The organism is Cellulomonas algicola (genome assembly GCF_019024305.1).
Lineage (GTDB): Bacteria > Actinomycetota > Actinomycetes > Actinomycetales > Cellulomonadaceae > Cellulomonas > Cellulomonas algicola.
Genome location: NZ_JAHKSJ010000015.1, coordinates 150064 through 165285 on the forward strand (window position 1 = coordinate 150064; position 15222 = coordinate 165285).

Annotated in this window: 15 protein-coding genes; 9 read left to right on the forward strand and 6 right to left on the reverse strand. The window is 75.5% G+C overall.

Going from position 1 to position 15222, the window contains the following annotated elements:
• Window positions 1–50 precede the first annotated feature (50 nt).
• Together KOV94_RS12780 and KOV94_RS12785 are read right to left on the reverse strand one after the other, a co-directional pair.
• A complete protein-coding gene (locus tag KOV94_RS12780; protein ID WP_218052238.1) occupies window positions 51–734 on the reverse strand; it encodes a Pr6Pr family membrane protein in 684 nt (227 codons plus the stop codon).
• A gap of 102 nt (window positions 735–836) precedes the next feature.
• Window positions 837–1220: a winged helix-turn-helix transcriptional regulator gene (locus KOV94_RS12785; RefSeq protein WP_370520944.1), complete on the reverse strand. Its 384-nt coding sequence runs from the start codon at window positions 1218–1220 to the stop codon at window positions 837–839.
• Between the two features lie 115 nt (window positions 1221–1335).
• On the opposite strand from KOV94_RS12785, the gene KOV94_RS12790 reads away from it, so the two are divergent.
• Together KOV94_RS12790 and KOV94_RS12795 are read left to right on the forward strand one after the other, a co-directional pair.
• A complete protein-coding gene (locus KOV94_RS12790) occupies window positions 1336–2193 on the forward strand; it encodes an SDR family oxidoreductase (RefSeq protein WP_218052239.1) in 858 nt (285 codons plus the stop codon).
• Between the two features lie 234 nt (window positions 2194–2427).
• Window positions 2428–3516: a Gfo/Idh/MocA family protein gene (locus KOV94_RS12795; protein WP_218052240.1), complete on the forward strand. Its 1089-nt coding sequence runs from the start codon at window positions 2428–2430 to the stop codon at window positions 3514–3516.
• A gap of 98 nt (window positions 3517–3614) precedes the next feature.
• Here the strand turns inward: KOV94_RS12795 and KOV94_RS12800 are convergent, their stop codons facing one another.
• Together KOV94_RS12800 and KOV94_RS21300 are read right to left on the reverse strand one after the other, a co-directional pair.
• Window positions 3615–4310, reverse strand: coding sequence for a response regulator (locus tag KOV94_RS12800; protein ID WP_124344549.1), 696 nt, complete (start codon window positions 4308–4310; stop codon window positions 3615–3617).
• Entirely contained in the window at window positions 4307–5797 is a 1491-nt protein-coding gene (locus KOV94_RS21300) for a sensor histidine kinase (protein WP_218052241.1), read from the reverse strand. The genes KOV94_RS12800 and KOV94_RS21300 overlap by 4 nt, the downstream gene beginning before the upstream one ends.
• 116 nt (window positions 5798–5913) lie before the next feature.
• Between KOV94_RS21300 and KOV94_RS12810 the strand changes: the two genes are divergently transcribed.
• The 3 genes from KOV94_RS12810 to KOV94_RS12820 all read left to right on the forward strand — a co-directional run bounded on the left by KOV94_RS12810 (window position 5914) and on the right by KOV94_RS12820 (window position 8034).
• On the forward strand, window positions 5914–6534 hold the full coding sequence (locus KOV94_RS12810; RefSeq protein ID WP_225916608.1) for a hypothetical protein: 621 nt from the start codon (window positions 5914–5916) through the stop codon (window positions 6532–6534).
• A gap of 60 nt (window positions 6535–6594) precedes the next feature.
• Window positions 6595–7578, forward strand: coding sequence for a TIGR03557 family F420-dependent LLM class oxidoreductase (locus tag KOV94_RS12815; protein ID WP_218052242.1), 984 nt, complete (start codon window positions 6595–6597; stop codon window positions 7576–7578).
• A 90-nt stretch (window positions 7579–7668) separates the two neighbouring features.
• A complete protein-coding gene (locus KOV94_RS12820; RefSeq protein WP_124342649.1) occupies window positions 7669–8034 on the forward strand; it encodes a hypothetical protein in 366 nt (121 codons plus the stop codon).
• Between the two features lie 81 nt (window positions 8035–8115).
• Here KOV94_RS12820 and KOV94_RS12825 read toward each other — a convergent pair whose 3' ends face one another.
• Together KOV94_RS12825 and KOV94_RS12830 are read right to left on the reverse strand one after the other, a co-directional pair.
• On the reverse strand, window positions 8116–9201 hold the full coding sequence (locus KOV94_RS12825; protein ID WP_124342650.1) for an NYN domain-containing protein: 1086 nt from the start codon (window positions 9199–9201) through the stop codon (window positions 8116–8118).
• A gap of 134 nt (window positions 9202–9335) precedes the next feature.
• A complete protein-coding gene (locus KOV94_RS12830) occupies window positions 9336–9755 on the reverse strand; it encodes an ATP-binding protein (RefSeq protein ID WP_124342651.1) in 420 nt (139 codons plus the stop codon).
• A gap of 128 nt (window positions 9756–9883) precedes the next feature.
• On the opposite strand from KOV94_RS12830, the gene KOV94_RS12835 reads away from it, so the two are divergent.
• The 4 genes from KOV94_RS12835 to KOV94_RS12850 all read left to right on the forward strand — a co-directional run bounded on the left by KOV94_RS12835 (window position 9884) and on the right by KOV94_RS12850 (window position 15210).
• A complete protein-coding gene (locus tag KOV94_RS12835; protein ID WP_124342652.1) occupies window positions 9884–11056 on the forward strand; it encodes a VIT1/CCC1 transporter family protein in 1173 nt (390 codons plus the stop codon).
• 98 nt (window positions 11057–11154) lie between these two features.
• On the forward strand, window positions 11155–12018 hold the full coding sequence (locus tag KOV94_RS12840; protein WP_200829688.1) for an ABC transporter ATP-binding protein: 864 nt from the start codon (window positions 11155–11157) through the stop codon (window positions 12016–12018).
• A 67-nt stretch (window positions 12019–12085) separates the two neighbouring features.
• Complete coding sequence (locus tag KOV94_RS12845) at window positions 12086–13087, forward strand: ABC transporter substrate-binding protein (protein WP_124342653.1); 1002 nt, start codon at window positions 12086–12088, stop codon at window positions 13085–13087.
• Complete coding sequence (locus tag KOV94_RS12850; RefSeq protein WP_124342654.1) at window positions 13084–15210, forward strand: iron ABC transporter permease; 2127 nt, start codon at window positions 13084–13086, stop codon at window positions 15208–15210. The genes KOV94_RS12845 and KOV94_RS12850 overlap by 4 nt, the downstream gene beginning before the upstream one ends.
• The last annotated feature ends 12 nt before the right edge of the window (window positions 15211–15222 follow it).

Here is a 15222-nt window from a genome sequence, read left to right on the forward strand (position 1 = left end):
ACGCTCGTCGCCGCCTGCCCGGGACGCCGGGCGGGCGGCGCGTCGTCCCGTCAGGCGTGGACCGGCGCGTCGGCGGCGTCGGCCGTGGCGCGGGGCCGGTCGGGGGCCGGCCGGCCCAGGAGCGCGCGCGGCGGCAGCACGCGGTCGATCCCGACCAGCGCGAGACCGAGCACGGAGAACCCCACGCCGTAGATCGCGACGTTGAGTGCCAGACCGCCCCAGCCGAGCTCGTCGAGGTCGATGAACCCGTACGGGTAGCCGAGGTCCCAGACCAGCCCGCGGACCGTCGCGAACGCGCAGTACGCGAGCAACCAGCCGAGCCAGTACGCGGCGTGCCGCAGCCGCAGCCGGCGGTGCGCGTCGAGCAGCACGAAGTCGAGGAACGCCGCGATCGGCGTGATCTCGTGCTCGATGGTGCCCGACGTCAGCCCGAACGCGACCGCCGGGGCGTCGGCGGCCTCCGGCGCCAGCACGAAGTACGAGATCAGGCCGGTGATCGCGAGGAACAGCGTGATGCCGCCCTTGAGCCACGCGGGCGGCTGCGGGCGACCGAGCAGCGACGCGAACCCGGCCCAGACCATCACGACCGCGAGCATCAGGCCCGACTGGTTGGTGAAGTAGACGAGCCCGTCGAGGTCGCCGTCGAGCCAGATCTCGTGGGTCCCGACGAGCGCCAGCGTGGCGATCGCGAACCGCACGAGCGCGACCGGGACGTTGACGGCGGAGACGGACATGGTGCGGGGCCCTTTCGACGGCAGCGTCGGTGCTGTGGACGGAACCTTCGCACCTCCACCGGGGGTGCCGCAGCCACCCGCGCCGGTGACGTGCCCACGCCCTCAGCGTGTCGCGGCGTCCCCGACGATCGCGTCCGCGTGGTCGGCGACCCACGCCATGAGCGGGAGCAGGCGCGCGACGAGCTCGTCGCCCAGCGGGGTGAGGGAGTAGTCGACGCGCGGCGGGACGGTGCCCGTGACCTCGCGGTGCACGAGCCCGTCGGCCTCGAGGGTCCGCAGCGTCTGGGCCAGCATCTTCTCGCTGATGCCCTCGACGACGCGACGGAGCTCGCCCCACCGCATCGAGCGCTCGGACAGCGCGACCAGCAGCAGGACGCCCCACTTGCTCGTCACGTGGTCGAGCAGGACCCGGCTGGGGCACGCGGACGCGAGGACGCCGTCCGTCAGGAGGCGGTCCATCACGCTGACCTCGTTGCTTACCGTCACGTCCGTACCTTACGTCGAAGTGGGTACCTCCCGACGGGAAGGTGTGCCGATGCGGCCCGGTTGACGACGAGGACACAACTGCCGCCCGGCCCGCCGGGCCACCGAGAGGACCACCATGTCGATCGTCGTCACCGGAGCCACCGGCCACCTCGGCCGCCTCGTCGTCGACCACCTGCTCGACCGCGGCGTCCCCGCTCAGGACGTCGTCGCGACGGGCCGGTCCGTCGACCGCCTCGCGGACCTCGCCGCGCGCGGGGTGCGCACGACCGTCGCCGACTTCGACGACCCCGCCACGCTGACCGCCGCGTTCGAGGGCGCCGACGTCGTGCTGCTCGTGTCCGGCAGCGAGGTCGGCCAGCGCGTCCCGCAGCACACGCGCGCCATCGAGGCCGCCTCCGCCGCCGGCGTGGGCCGCGTCGTCTACACGAGCGCCCCGCACGCCGACACGACGCCGCTGCCCCTCGCCGTGGAGCACCGGGCGACCGAGGAGGTCCTGCGCGCGTCCGGCCTCACGTGGACGGTCCTGCGCAACAACTGGTACTCGGAGAACTACCTGCCCGTGCTCGAGCAGGCGGCCGCGACGGGCGTCGTCGTGTCGAGCACCGCGGGCGGACGGGTCGCCTCCGCACCGCGCGACGACTACGCCGAGGCCGCCGCCGTGGTCCTGTCCACCGACGGGCACGACGGGCGCGTGTACGAGCTCAGCGGCGACGTCGCGTGGACGCACGACGAGCTCGCCGCGGCCGCCGCCGAGGCGCTCGGCCGGCCCGTCGAGCACCGCGCCGTGTCACCCGAGGAGCACCGGGCGATCCTCGAGGGCGCCGGCCTCGACGCGGGCACGATCGGGTTCCTGCTGACGATGGACGAGGGCATCGCGCGCGGCGACCTGGCCGACGCGACCGCCGACCTGCGCACGCTCGTCGGCCGCCCGACCGTGCCGCTGCTCGACACGTTCCGCGCCGCCCGCGCCTGACGCCCGGCACGCGCGGCGCCGCGCCGACCGCTCGGCGTCGACGACACCCGGTCGACCCGGGTCTGGGTACCGCTCATCGCGTCCGCGCGGTACTCAGACCCGGGTCGTGCGTCGCGGCGGTCGGGCGGACGGGCGGTCGGGCGGCCGTCGGACGGGCGGGCGGGCGGTCGGTCGGCGAGGCGGTGGGGGCCGGGTTAGCCTCGGGCGGGTCCGGGTCGACGGAGAGGCGGGCGCATGGGCAAGGGTGGACCGGTCACGTTCGGGGTCGTCGGAAGCGGCTGGCGCGCGGAGTTCTTCCTCCGCGCGGCACGGCTCATGCCGGACAGGTTCCGGTGCGTGGGGGTCGTGACACGGACCGCCGAGCGCGGTGCCGAGGTCGAGCGGGCGTGGCAGGTGCCGACGGTCCGCACGATCCCCGAGCTCGTCGCGGACCGGCCCGAGCTCGTCGTCGTCTCCGTGCCGTGGCCCGTCACGCCCGAGGCGACGCGCGAGCTCGTCGGGCTGGGAGTGCCCGTGCTGGCGGAGACGCCGCCCGCGCCCGACGCCGACGGCCTGCGTGCGCTGTGGGCCGACGTGGGCGCCTCCGGCCTGGTCCAGGTCGCCGAGCACAGCCCGTCGATGCCGCAGCACCAGGCCCGGATCGCGCTCGTCGACGAGGGTCTGCTGGGCACGCCGACGAGCGTGCAGATCTCGTCGACGCACCTCTACCACGCGGTCGGCCTGGTCCGGCGGCTGCTCGACGCCGGACGCGGTGAGGTCGACGTGCACGCCGTCTCGACGACCGCGCCGCTGCTCGACCCGAGGAGCCGCGACGGCTGGACCGGCGAGACCGAGCCGCGCGACCGCTGGTCGATCCTCGCGACGCTCGACTTCGGCGGCGGGCGCACCGCGCTGTACGACTTCACCGAGAACCAGTGGCACAACCCGCTGCGCACCAACCGGATCGTCGTGCGCGGCTCGCACGGCGAGCTCGTCGACGACCGCCTCACGCGCTGGGTCGACGAGCGGACCGTCGTGACGTCGTCGCTCGTGCGCCGCATGTCCGGCGTGGAGCAGGACCTCGACGGGTTCGACCTCGAGCACGTGAGCCTCGACGGCCGCGTCCTGTACCGCAACCCGTTCGACGGCGCCCGCCTGGCCGACGACGACGTCGCCGCGGCGACCCTGCTCGCCGGCACCGGCGCGTGGGTGCGCGGCGACGGCCCGCCGCCGTACCCGCTCGCCGACGGCTGCCAGGACCACCTGCTCGGCCTCGCGATCGAGGAGTCGGCACGCACCGGCCGCGCCGTCCGCACGGCCCGGGAGGCGTGGGCGGACGCGTGACCGGCCGGGTCACCTCGCGACTCCGGGCGGGCGACGCCCGCTGGTCGGAGGTCTGCCCCTCGACGGCCGACGCGACGGTCGGCTCGTCGAGACGCCCGCTAGTCGCGGACGACGCCCGCCTCGACGGCGACGATCGCCGCCTGCACGCGCGACGCGCACCCGAGCTTCGCGAGCACGCGGCTGACGTGCGTCTTCGCGGTCGACTCGGCGATGACGAGCGCGGCGGCGACGTCGGCGTTGGACATCCCCGCGCCGAGGCACGCGAGCACGTCGCGCTCGCGGCCCGTGAGCGCCGCGACCGCCTCGGCCTGCGCCGGCTCGGGCACGTCCGGTGCGGGCTCGGGCGCCGCCGCGACGAGGTCCGCGAGCAGCCGTCGCGTCACCTCCGGCGCGAGGACCCCGTCGCCCGCGGCGACGCGCTGCACGGCGTCGACGAGCGCCGCGGCGCCGGTCGTCTTCAGCAGGAACCCGACGGCGCCCGCACGGAGCATGCCGAGGACGTACTCGTCGAGGTCGAACGTGGTGAGTGCCAGCACGTCGGCGAGCCCGTCGCGCGTGATGACACGGGTCGCCTCGATGCCGTCGACGCCGGGCATGCGGACGTCCATGAGCACGACGTCGGGGCGCAGCGCGCGGGCGTTCGCGATCGCGGCGGCACCGTCGGCGGCCTCGCCGACGACCGTGATCCCGCCCTGCTCGAGCAGGAGCCGCAGCCCCGCGCGGATCGCGGCGTGGTCGTCGGCGAGCAGCACGGTGGGCGCGCGTCGCGGCGAAGGCGCTCCGCCGGCGCTCATCCGACGACCGCCGGCAGGTGCGCGCGGACGGTCCACGTGCCGTCGCGCTCGCCCGCGTCGAGCGTCCCGCCGAGCGCCTCGGCGCGCTCGCGCATGGTGAGCAGCCCGGTCCCGCCGTGCAGGGGCGGCGTGACGGACGAGCCGTCGGTCGCGTTGCTGACGGTGACGTCGAGCGCGTCGGCGCCGGCGTCGAGCACGAGGTGCGTCGTCGTGCGCGGCGCGTGCTTGGCGGCGTTCGTGAGGGCCTCCTGGACGATGCGGAACGCGGCGTGGTCCGTCGCGGCGGCGAGCCCGACGGGCACGGAGCCGGCGACCACGACCCGCTGCCCGGCGGCACGGACCGTGCGCAGCAGGTCGTCGAGGCGGTCGAGCCCGGCGGGGGCGGTCACCGCGTCGGGGCGGCCCCGCAGGACGACGATCATGGCGCGCAGCTCCGCGAGCGCGTCGAGCGTCCCGGCGCGGACCGCCCTCAGCGCGTCACGGTCGGCGTCGGGGTCCGGCGGTCCGGCGAGCGCGGCCTCGGCGCGGATCGCGACGGCCGACACGTGCCCCGCGACGACGTCGTGCAGGTCGCGCGCCGTGCGGGCCCGCTCCTCGCGGACGGCGGACTCGCGGTCGAGGTCGGCGATGTGCGCGAGGTCGTCGGCGTGCGCTCGAGCGAGCTCGGCGGCGGCCTGCTCGGCGTCGGCGCGCTGCCGCTCCGCCTCTGCGCGCCGGCCCTCGGCCTCGGCGCGGTCCCGCTCCGCCTCCGCCCGACGTCCCTCCGCCGCAGCACGGTCCGACTCGAGCGCGGCGAGCTCGTCGCGTCGCCGCACGTCGTGCGCCCACCACAGCGGTGTCCCGAAGATCGCGACCGACTGCAGGAGCATGAGGACGGCCTCGCGCGCCGGTGCCCCCAGCGCGAGCGTGACGACGGCCGACAGGACGACGAGGACGACGACGGCCACCACGATCCGCCGCCGCACGGCCTCGCGGGTGAGGAGCGCGGCGGTGTAGAGCGCGTCGAACAGCGCGACGAGCGTCGCGACGCTGCCGCCGAGCAGGGCGTCGAGCAGCGCGCAGGCCGCGGTGACCAGGAGCACCGCCACCGGGTGCCGACGCTTGACGACGAGGGCGGTCGACGCGACGACGAGCAGCACGACGTGCCACAGGCCGACCCGGTCGGCGACCACGTCGGGGACCCACGGCGCTGCCGAGCTCGCGACGCCCAGCCCGAGGAGCACGAGACCGAACAGCAGCGTCCCCACGGCGGCCGTCCGGTCGTCCCACCAGCCGCGCTCCCGCGCGACCCGCAGGAGCCGCGCACCGCGGTCCCACCAGCCGGTGCGGCCGGCGCTCGCCGGGACCGTCGACGGGGGCGCCCCGCCGGCCGTGCCGCCGACGGGCTCGCCCGGGACGCGTCGCACGGCGTCCCGCGGCTCGGCGCCCGGCCCGCCGGGTGTCGCCGGGCCCGCGGCGTCCCGCACCTCGTCCGTCGCCCCGGTCACCCACCCATCCCAGCACAGCGGCCGACGACGGCCGTCGTCCGAAGGATGTACGCCGCCGCGCAGGATCGGCCCTCCGCCCGACGCGGCGCACGGGCCTGCGCCGCGAGGGTGACGGCATGACCGAGCTGCTGGACCTGATCCGTGAGAACCCCGTCGCCGCGCTGGTCGTGGCGTGCGAGGTGGCGTTCTGGGTGTTCCTCGTCGCCGCGGTCGTGGCGCGGTACTGGTTGCGGTGGCGGCGGACGTCGACCGTCCTGCTGCTGTGCGAGCCGGTGCTCGAGGTCGTGCTGCTCGTCGCGACCGTCGGGGACCTGCTGCGTGGCAGCGAGCCGACGTGGACGCACGGTCTTGCCGCCCTCTACCTGGGCTTCACCGCGGGGTTCGGGAAGTACACGATCCACCAGGTCGACGCGTGGGTCGCGTGGCGCTTCGCGGGCGGGCCCCGGCCCCCGCGCGTGCCGAAGACCGGTGCGCCGGCACGCGCGCACGAGTGGCGCATGTGGGGCCGCGTGGTCGTCGCGTGGGTCGTCGCCGCGGTCGTCCTCGGGGTGCTGCTGCTCATCGCGCAGGAGCCCGACCAGCGCGAGGTGCTGCTCGGGTGGCTCGGGCGCGCGACGCTCGTGCTCGTCGTCTGGTTCGTCGCGGGACCCGTCTGGACGGAGCTCTCGACGCGCGGCCGTCCGGCCGACGACGCCGACGACCCCGCGGACGACCGCGAGCGCGCCGACGCCCGCTGAGCGCCGCCCGGCGGCCGCGCCCCGGATGCGGGCCGCCGGGACGGGTGCGACGGTCGGGAGATGACGCGATTCGGCTACACGCTCATGACCGAGCAGTCCGGCCCCAAGGAGCTCGTGCGGTACGCCGCCGCGGCCGAGGAGGTCGGCTTCGACTTCGAGGTGTCGAGCGACCACTACTTCCCGTGGCTCGACGCGCAGGGCCACTCCGGCTACGCGTGGTCGACGCTCGGCGCGGTCGCGCAGGCGACCAGCCGTGTCGAGCTCATGACGTACGTGACGTGCCCGATCCTGCGGTACCACCCGGCCGTCGTGGCGCAGAAGGCCGCGACGCTCGGGGTGCTGTCCGACGGCCGGTTCACGCTCAACCTGGGCGCGGGGGAGAACCTCAACGAGCACGTCGTCGGCGAGCGCTGGCCCGCGGTCGGCGAGCGGCACGACATGCTCGAGGAGGCCGTCGAGATCATCCGCGAGCTCCTCACGGGCGAGCGCACGACGTACGACGGTGCGTACTTCCGCGTCGACTCCGCACGCGTGTGGGACACCCCGGACAGCGCGGTCGAGATCGGCGTGGCCGTGTCGGGCGACCAGTCGGTGCAGCGCTTCGCGCCGCTCGCCGACCACCTCGTCGCCGTCGAGCCCGACGGTGACCTCGTCGCCTCCTGGGACGCGGCCCGCCCGTCGGGTGCGGCGCTGTCCCGCAAGATCGGCCAGGTGCCCATCAGCTGGGACCCGTCGAAGGACCGCGCGGTCGAGCGTGCGCACGAGCAGTTCCGGTGGTTCGCGGGCGGGTGGAAGGTCAACGCCGACCTGCCGACGACCGAGGCCTTCGAGGCCGCGAGCCAGTTCGTGCGGCCCGAGGACGTCGCCGAGCAGATCGCGTGCGGTCCCGACCTCGACGCGTTCGTCGAGTCCGTCCGGGCCTACTGGGAGGCCGGGTTCACCGACGTCGCGATCGTGCAGATCGGCGACGAGAACCAGGCCGAGTTCCTCGAGAAGGCCGCCGGGCCGCTGCTCGAGAAGCTGCGCGCCGCGTCGAAGGCCTGACCGCGGCGGACGGCCGTCCTGCGCGCCCGTCTGCCCGTCTGCCCATCTGCCCATCTGCCAAGCGCACCACCGATGAGAGGAGCACCGACCGTGGCCGTGACCGCCTTCCAGGACCTCCCGCTCGCCGACCGCGACCGCGCGTGGGACGGCACCGCCGCCGAGAAGCGCGTCCGCGCATGGGCCGACGCGCAGGACGAGCCCAACGAGAAGTACCGCGACGCGCACGTCTGGTACGACGCCGACGCGAAGGACAACTTCACCGCGTACAAGCTGCTCATCGCCGACGTGGTCGACGGCCGGCTGAGGGCGGTGCCGCGCGGCGTGTTCGCGGCGGCCGCGGTCATGCAGGGCTCGCGCGGCGGCGTCGACCTGCCCGACAAGGACCGCGACCGCGTGAAGAGCCACCTGGCGAAGTACTACGCGAAGCTCGACGAGACCCCACCGTGGGACGACTGACCGACGGCCATGCCGTCCGTCGGCGGTTCCTGATCGACGCGTCGGGGTGGGGAGTGCGCCGGTCAGGCAGGACGTGCCGAGTCAGTAGCCGGGGCGGAGCTTGACGCGCGGCTGGTTGTCGGCCGAGCGCGCCGACTCGACGATGCTCGGGCGGTCCGCGACGAAGTCCCCGAACGACCGGTACCCGAGCGAGCGCTCGCTGAACGCCGGGTCCATGCGCGTCATCTGGTTCTTGAGCTCGCCGAACGACACCCACTCGTCGTCGGGCTTCTTGGTGCGGACCAGGCGCATCGCGCGCATGAGCAGCTGGGTCGCGGCCCGGTGGGCGGCCTTGCCGGTGCGTGCGGGCGGTCGGTCGGCGGCCTCCGCGTCCGCGTCGTCGGTCCCGTCGGCCGCGGCGGCGCCGTCGGCCGCAGCGCGCGCGTCGGGTACAGCCACCGCACCCGCCCCCGGGGAGACGCCGTCGTCGACGGCCGGTGCACCGCCGCCCTCGGACCCGTTGCGCGCCTTCTTGCCCGACCCGCGCCCGCCGGTCGAGGCGGGACGCTCTGCGGCGACGACCTCCACCGGCTCGTCGTCCTCGGGCTCGTCGGCCGCGGACGTCTCGAGCAGGTCGTCGTAGTCGGCGAACTCGTCGCACGCCGCCATGAGCGCGCGGGACGTGGCCCCGGCGACGCCGATCCCGACGACGTACCGCCCGAGCCGCTTGGCGCGCTGCGCGAGCGCGACGTAGTCGGAGTCGCCGGCCACGACGACGACGTGCGTGACGTCGGGCAGCCGGAACAGGTCCTCGACGACGTCGACCGCGAGCCGGATGTCGGCGCCGTTCTTGAGCCCGGCGGTCACCGGGAAGAGCTGCGTGAGGTCGACGGCGCGGTCGACGAGCTGGCGCTGGTAGGCGGCGTTGGCGGGCACGGACCAGTCGGCGTACGCACGGCTGACGACGACGGACCCGAACGAGGACGCGTAGTCGAGGATCGCGCCGACGTCGACGCGCGCCTGCGCGAGCCGCTGGGCGACGGGGTCGTCGGCGCGTGCGTCCATGCGGTGCTCGCGGGCGCTGTCGCGGTACCAGTCGCCGCGGCGGAACGTCTGGTCGTAGCGCGAGATGACGATGTTGTCGAAGTCGACGTACACGGCGACGCGGGCGGTGGTGGTCTCCGGCATGCCGCCCATCCTCGCCTGCGCGGGACGCGTCCGCGGTGCGAACGCGTCATGTCAGCGGTGCCGACGCGTCCGACCGGTGGTGCGAGCGCGTCGGGTGCGCGGTGGGCGCGCGTCAGAGGCGCACGGCGGACGCGTCAGGCCTGAGGCGCGAACCGGGCCAGGTCGGCGGGGACGTCGTCGTGCCGGAGCTCGAACCAGACGGCCTTGACGGCGACGCCGCCCTCCTCGGGCGTCGTGCCCCAGCTGCTCGAGAGCCGGTCGACGAACATCACGCCGCGACCGCCGAGGGCGCTGGGCGGCGGGTTGCGAAGGACGGGGTCCTCACGGGCGCCGTCGGTGACCTCGACGCGCGTGCGGACGTCGTCGACGTCGACGCGGAGCGTCACGGGCGGGTCGGCGTGCGCGACGGCGTTGGTCACCAGCTCGCTGACGAGCAGCACGAGCACTTCCAGCCGCGCGGGCTCGACGCCGGCCTCGACGAGTCGCTCGCGTGCCCACCGGCGCGCCGGCGCGACCGCGGACAGCGCGGGTGCGACGGACGTCTCGGCGCGCATGCGGGGCCTCCTGCTCGACCTCGTCCGGGGGTGACGTGGTGGGGACTCCGCCACGGTTGTGCACATCCGGCGATTCGGCAACTCGAACTCGCCCCTCAGGACGAACCTCCACCCGCACGCGTGTGAGCATGGTCGCCGTGGCCCCCGTCGCACCGTCCACCCCGCACCGACCGTCTCCGCGCCAGGTGCGCAGGTGGCGGCGCTATCTCGCCGACGAGCGGGCCGAGGCGGCGGTCTACCGGGACCTCGCGGCGCGCCGCACGGGCGAGGAGAAGGCGATCCTGCTCGCGCTCGCGGACGCGGAACGCCGCCACGAGCAGCACTGGCTGGACCTGCTGGGCGACGACGTGGGCCGCCCGCTCCAAGGCGACGTGCGGACGCGTGTGCTGGGGTGGCTGGCCCGACGGTTCGGGTCGGTGTTCGTCCTGGCGCTCGCGCAGCGTGCGGAGGCCCGGTCGGAGTACGCGGACGAGGCCGACGCGACCCCGCGCATGGCGGCGGACGAGCGCATCCACGAGGAGGTCGTGCGGGGGCTCGCGACCCGCGGTCGCAACCGCATGTCGGGCACGTTCCGGGCGGCGGTGTTCGGCGCGAACGACGGCCTGGTGAGCAACCTGGCGCTCGTGCTCGGCATCGGTGCGAGCGGCGCGTCGCAGGCCACGGTGCTGCTGACGGGCCTGGCCGGGCTGCTCGCGGGCGCGCTGTCGATGGGTGCGGGCGAGTACGTGTCGGTGCGGTCGCAGCGCGAGCTCCTGGAGGCGTCGCGGCCCGGTCGGCACGCGGCCGAGGCGCTGCCGCACCTCGACGTGGACGCGAACGAGCTCGCGCTCGTCTACCGGGCGCGGGGCCTGGACGCCGACGAGGCCCAGGAGCGTGCGGCGCAGGTCCTCGCGACGTTCGGCCCGGGCGGCTCGCGGACCGAGGCCGTGACCGGCCTCCCGGCGGTGGCGCGCGACGCGCTCGCGGTCGCGGCGGGCGAGGGCGACGAGGACGCCGTGGTCGAGGTCGACGAGCACGAGACGATCGGCACCGCGATGGGCGCGGCGGTCGCGAGCTTCTGCTTCTTCGCGTCGGGTGCCGCGATCCCGGTCCTGCCGTACCTGTTCGGCGCCGACGGGCTGGTCGCGGTCGCGTGGGCGGCGGCGCTGGTCGGGCTCGCGCTGCTCGGCACGGGCGCGACCGTCGGGGTGCTGTCGGGCGCGTCGCCGGGGCGTCGGGCGCTGCGTCAGCTCGCGATCGGGTTCGGGGCGGCCGCGGTCACGTACCTGCTGGGGCTGGCGTTCGGCACGTCGGTCGCCTGACGACCGCCCGGAGCCGACGGACGCGGACGGGACGGGCTGTCGCCCGGTGGGTGGACGAGGTTTGGCAATCCTTACTTAGTTGAGGCTAACCTGCGCGTGTGCCCACGACGCCTCCGTCCGACGACGCACCCGCCGCTGTTCTCGGCGCTCCCGGTGCCCCCGCGCTGCGCGGCCACGACCTGCGCCTGGCCTACCACGGCACGGTCGTCGTCGAGCGCGCGGGCCTCCGTCTGCTGCCCGGCGAGGTCACCGCGCTGATCGGCCCCAACGGCTCCGGCAAGTCCACGCTGCTCCGGGCTCTCGCCCGGCTGCACCGGCCCGACGCCGGGACGATCGCGCTGCCGGACGTCGAGGACGCCCGCGCGCTGTCGGCGCAGCACTTCGCGCGCCGCGTCACGCTGCTGTCGCAGTCCCGGCCCACGCCCTCGGGCGTCTGCGTCCGCGACGTCGTCGGCTACGGCCGCCACCCGTACCGCGGCCGCTGGCGCCAGGACGACCCCGACGGCCCCCGCGCGATCGCGTGGGCGATGGACGTCACCGGCACCACCGACATGGCCGCGCGTCCCGTCGACGAGCTGTCCGGCGGCGAGCTCCAGCGCGTCTGGCTCGCGACCTGCCTCGCGCAGGACACGCGCGTGCTGCTGCTCGACGAGCCCACGACCTACCTCGACCTGCGCTACCAGGTCGAGATCCTCGACCTGGTCCGCGACCTGGCCGACGAGCACGGCGTGGCCGTCGGCGTCGTCCTGCACGACCTCGACCAGGCCGCCGCCGTCGCCGACCACGTGGTGCTGCTGCGCCGCGGCGAGGTCGTCGGCGCGGGCCTCCCGCACGAGGTGCTCACCGCCGACGCGCTCACCGAGACCTACGGCATCCGCATCGACGTGACCGTCGACGACCACGGCCGCGTCCGCACGCGTCCCGTCGGCCGGCACACGCACCGCGCCCTCACGCCTGCCTGACCCGCACGACCCGTCTGACACCGCGCCCCGCCCCCGTGGGGCGCGCCACCACCACCCGAGGAACCTCATGCGAACCCTGCGCGCCCTGCCCGCCGCCGTCGTGACGGGCACCGTCGCCGCCCTGCTGCTGACCGCCTGCGGCACCACCGAGGAGCCCGCCGCCGCGGCGGAGACGGGTGCGGCCGAGGCGACCGGCGGCCCGGTCACCCTCACCGACGACCGCGGCGAGGAGGTCACGCTCGACGCCCCCGCGACGGACGTCGTCTCGCTCGAGTGGGGCCTCACGGAGAACCTGCTGACGCTCGGCGTCACGCCCGTCGGCCAGGCCGACGTCACGGGCTACAACGTGTGGGACACGGTCGTGCCGCTCGACGCGTCCGTCGCCGACGTGGGCATGCGCGGCGAGCCGAGCCTCGACGCGATCGCCGCGCTCGACGCCGACCTCGTCGTCACCACGACCGACCTCCCGGAGGAGGTCATCGCGCAGATCGAGGAGACCGTCCCCGTCATCGCGCTGCGCGGTTCGGACGCGACCGACCCGATCGGCCACATGGAGCGGACGATCGAGGTCCTCGGCCAGGCCACGGGCACCGAGGACGAGGCGGCGAAGGCCCTCGAGGAGTTCGACGCCGCGGTCGCCGACGCGAAGGCCGAGCTCGAGGACGCGGGCCTGTCCGGCGCGAAGGTCGCGATGGCCGACGGCTGGCTGTCCGACGGAGCCGTCTCGATCCGCGCCTACACCGAGGGCTCGTACCTCGGTGGCATCGGCAAGCTGCTCGGCCTCGAGAACGCCTGGTCGCTCGAGGGCGACCCCGACTACGGCCTCGGCGGCACGGACGTCGAGGGCCTGACGGCGCTCGGCGAGGGCGTGCACTTCCTCTACATCGCCAACGACACCGAGGGCGGCGACGCGTTCACCGAGGGCCTCGGCACCAACCCGATCTGGCAGCAGCTCCCGTTCGTCGTCGCCGGCGACGTGCACCGCCTGCCCGACGGCATCTGGCTGTTCGGCGGTCCCGCCTCCGGTGAGGCGTGGATCGACGCGACGGTGGGCGCGCTGACCAAGTGAGCCTCGGTCTCGACGAGCAGGTCGACGCACCGGCGGGCACGCGCCCGGGCCGGGGCGGCGCGACGGCCATCCCGGCCGCGCCGCCCCGCACCGCAGCGCTGCCGCTGGTGGGCGTGTTCACCGCGGCCGTCGTCCTCGTGGCGGCGCTCGCGGTGCTCGACCTCACGCTGGGCACCTCCGACGTGGGGGCCCTCGACCTGTGGCACCTGCTGCGGGGCACGAGCGACGACCAGACCCTCGCGGTCCTGATCGCGTCGCGGGCCCCGCGGGTGCTCGCCGGCCTGCTCGTCGGGGCCGCGCTCGGCGTCTCGGGCGGTGCGCTGCAGTCCGTGGCGCGCAACCCGCTGGCGTCGCCCGACACGCTCGCGGTCAACGCGGGCGCGTACGTCACGGTCGTCCTGGCGGCCGTGCTCGGGATCTCGCTGCCGTTCGCGCTGAGCGGCGCGCTCACGTTCGTCGGCGGCCTGGCCGCGGCGGCGTTCGTGCTCGCGATCGCGCGCGGCGGTGCCGCCGGTCCGTCGCGCCTGGTGCTCGCGGGCTCGGCGACGATGCTCGCGCTCTCGTCGATCACCTACCTGCTCATGCTGCTGTTCGAGCAGGAGACGCAGGGCATGTTCGCGTGGGGCGAGGGCACGATCGTCCAGTCCGGGACGCAGAAGGTGGCGCAGGCGGCCCCCGTCGTGCTGGTCGCGATCGTGGTGCTCGTCGTGTGGTCCCGCCGTCTCGACGTCCTCGCGCTCGGCGACGACACCGCGTCGGTGCTGGGGCTCGACGTCCGGCGGACGCGCGTCGTCGCCGTGCTGCTCGCGGTGCTCCTGGCGGCGCTCGCCGTGACGGTCGCCGGTCCCGTCGGCTTCGTCGGCCTCTCTGCGCCGGTCATCGCGCGGCTCGTCGCGTCACGCGTCCCCGGCCTGTTCCGGCACCGGCTGCTGCTGCCGTTCGCGGCGCTCGCCGGGTGCGCGGTCGTGCTGGCCGCCGACGTGCTCATCCGGGCGCTGGTGCCCGCGCGGGCGGGCGTGATGATCCCGACGGGCGTCGTCACGACGCTGCTCGGGGCGTCCCTCATGGTGTGGCTCGCGCGTCGGCTGCGCGCGTCGGGGCCCGTGCGCGCCACGGCGTCGGTCGGTGCGCGGGCGGCGTCGCGGACGCGCGTCGGCGTCGTCGTCGGGCTGCTCGTGGTCCTCGTCGTCGGGCTGCTCGTCGCGGGACTGCTGCTGGGCGACCGGCTGCTGCTCACCGGTGACGTCGCCAACTGGCTCGCCGGGACCAGCGGGCGACAGGTGTCGTTCGTGCTCGACCAGCGCGTGCCGCGCGTCCTCGCGGCGCTGCTCGCCGGTGCCGCGCTCGGCCTCGCCGGCACGTCGGTGCAGGCCGTCGCGCGCAACCCGCTCGCCGAGCCGGGGCTGCTCGGCATCACCGGCGGCGCGGGTGTCGGCGCGGTGCTCGCGACCTTCCTGCTGCCCGGGACGTCCGTGTGGGGCGTGTCCGTCGGCGCGGTGCTCGGCGCCGGGCTCACGTTCTCGCTCGTCTACGGCCTGTCGTCGCGGCGCGGGCTGAGCTCCGACCGGCTCGTGCTCGTCGGCATCGGCGTCTCCGCGGCTGCGAGCTCGATCATCACGCTGCTCGTGGTGCTCACGAGCCCGTGGAACACGACCATGGCGCTCACGTTCCTGTCCGGGTCGACGTACGGCCGGACGGCCGCGCAGGTGTGGCCCGTCGCGATCGCGCTCGTCGTGCTGACCCCGCTGCTGGTGCGCTGGCGGCGCGACCTCGACGTCATCGCGCTCGACGACGACGTGCCGCGCGTGCTCGGCGTGCCGCTCGAGCGCACCCGGCTCGGGCTGCTCGTCGTCACCGCGCTGCTCACGGCTGTCGCCGTGTCGGCCGTCGGCGTCGTCGGGTTCATCGGCCTCGTCGCGCCGCACCTGGCCCGTGCGCTCGTCGGGTCGTCGCACGCCCGCGTCATCCCCGTCGCGGCCCTGCTCGGCGCGGTCGTGCTCAGCGCGGCGGACACCGTCGGGCGGACCGTCATCGCCCCCGCGCAGATCCCCGCGGGCCTGGTGGCGGCACTCATCGGAGCGCCGTACTTCGTCTGGCTCCTCTGGCGCAGCCGCCGCGCCTGACCGCGCCGTGAC

Coding starts and splice junctions, on each gene's coding strand:
- KOV94_RS12780 (WP_218052238.1), bottom strand. CDS start 734: ATGTCCGTCTCCGCCGTCAACGTCCCGGTCGCGCTCGTGCGGTTCGCG.
- KOV94_RS12790 (WP_218052239.1), top strand. CDS start 1,336: ATGTCGATCGTCGTCACCGGAGCCACCGGCCACCTCGGCCGCCTCGTC.
- KOV94_RS12795 (WP_218052240.1), top strand. CDS start 2,428: ATGGGCAAGGGTGGACCGGTCACGTTCGGGGTCGTCGGAAGCGGCTGG.
- KOV94_RS12800 (WP_124344549.1), bottom strand. CDS start 4,310: ATGAGCGCCGGCGGAGCGCCTTCGCCGCGACGCGCGCCCACCGTGCTG.
- KOV94_RS12810 (WP_225916608.1), top strand. CDS start 5,914: ATGACCGAGCTGCTGGACCTGATCCGTGAGAACCCCGTCGCCGCGCTG.
- KOV94_RS12815 (WP_218052242.1), top strand. CDS start 6,595: ATGACGCGATTCGGCTACACGCTCATGACCGAGCAGTCCGGCCCCAAG.
- KOV94_RS12825 (WP_124342650.1), bottom strand. CDS start 9,201: ATGCCGGAGACCACCACCGCCCGCGTCGCCGTGTACGTCGACTTCGAC.
- KOV94_RS12830 (WP_124342651.1), bottom strand. CDS start 9,755: ATGCGCGCCGAGACGTCCGTCGCACCCGCGCTGTCCGCGGTCGCGCCG.
- KOV94_RS12835 (WP_124342652.1), top strand. CDS start 9,884: ATGGTCGCCGTGGCCCCCGTCGCACCGTCCACCCCGCACCGACCGTCT.
- KOV94_RS12845 (WP_124342653.1), top strand. CDS start 12,086: ATGCGAACCCTGCGCGCCCTGCCCGCCGCCGTCGTGACGGGCACCGTC.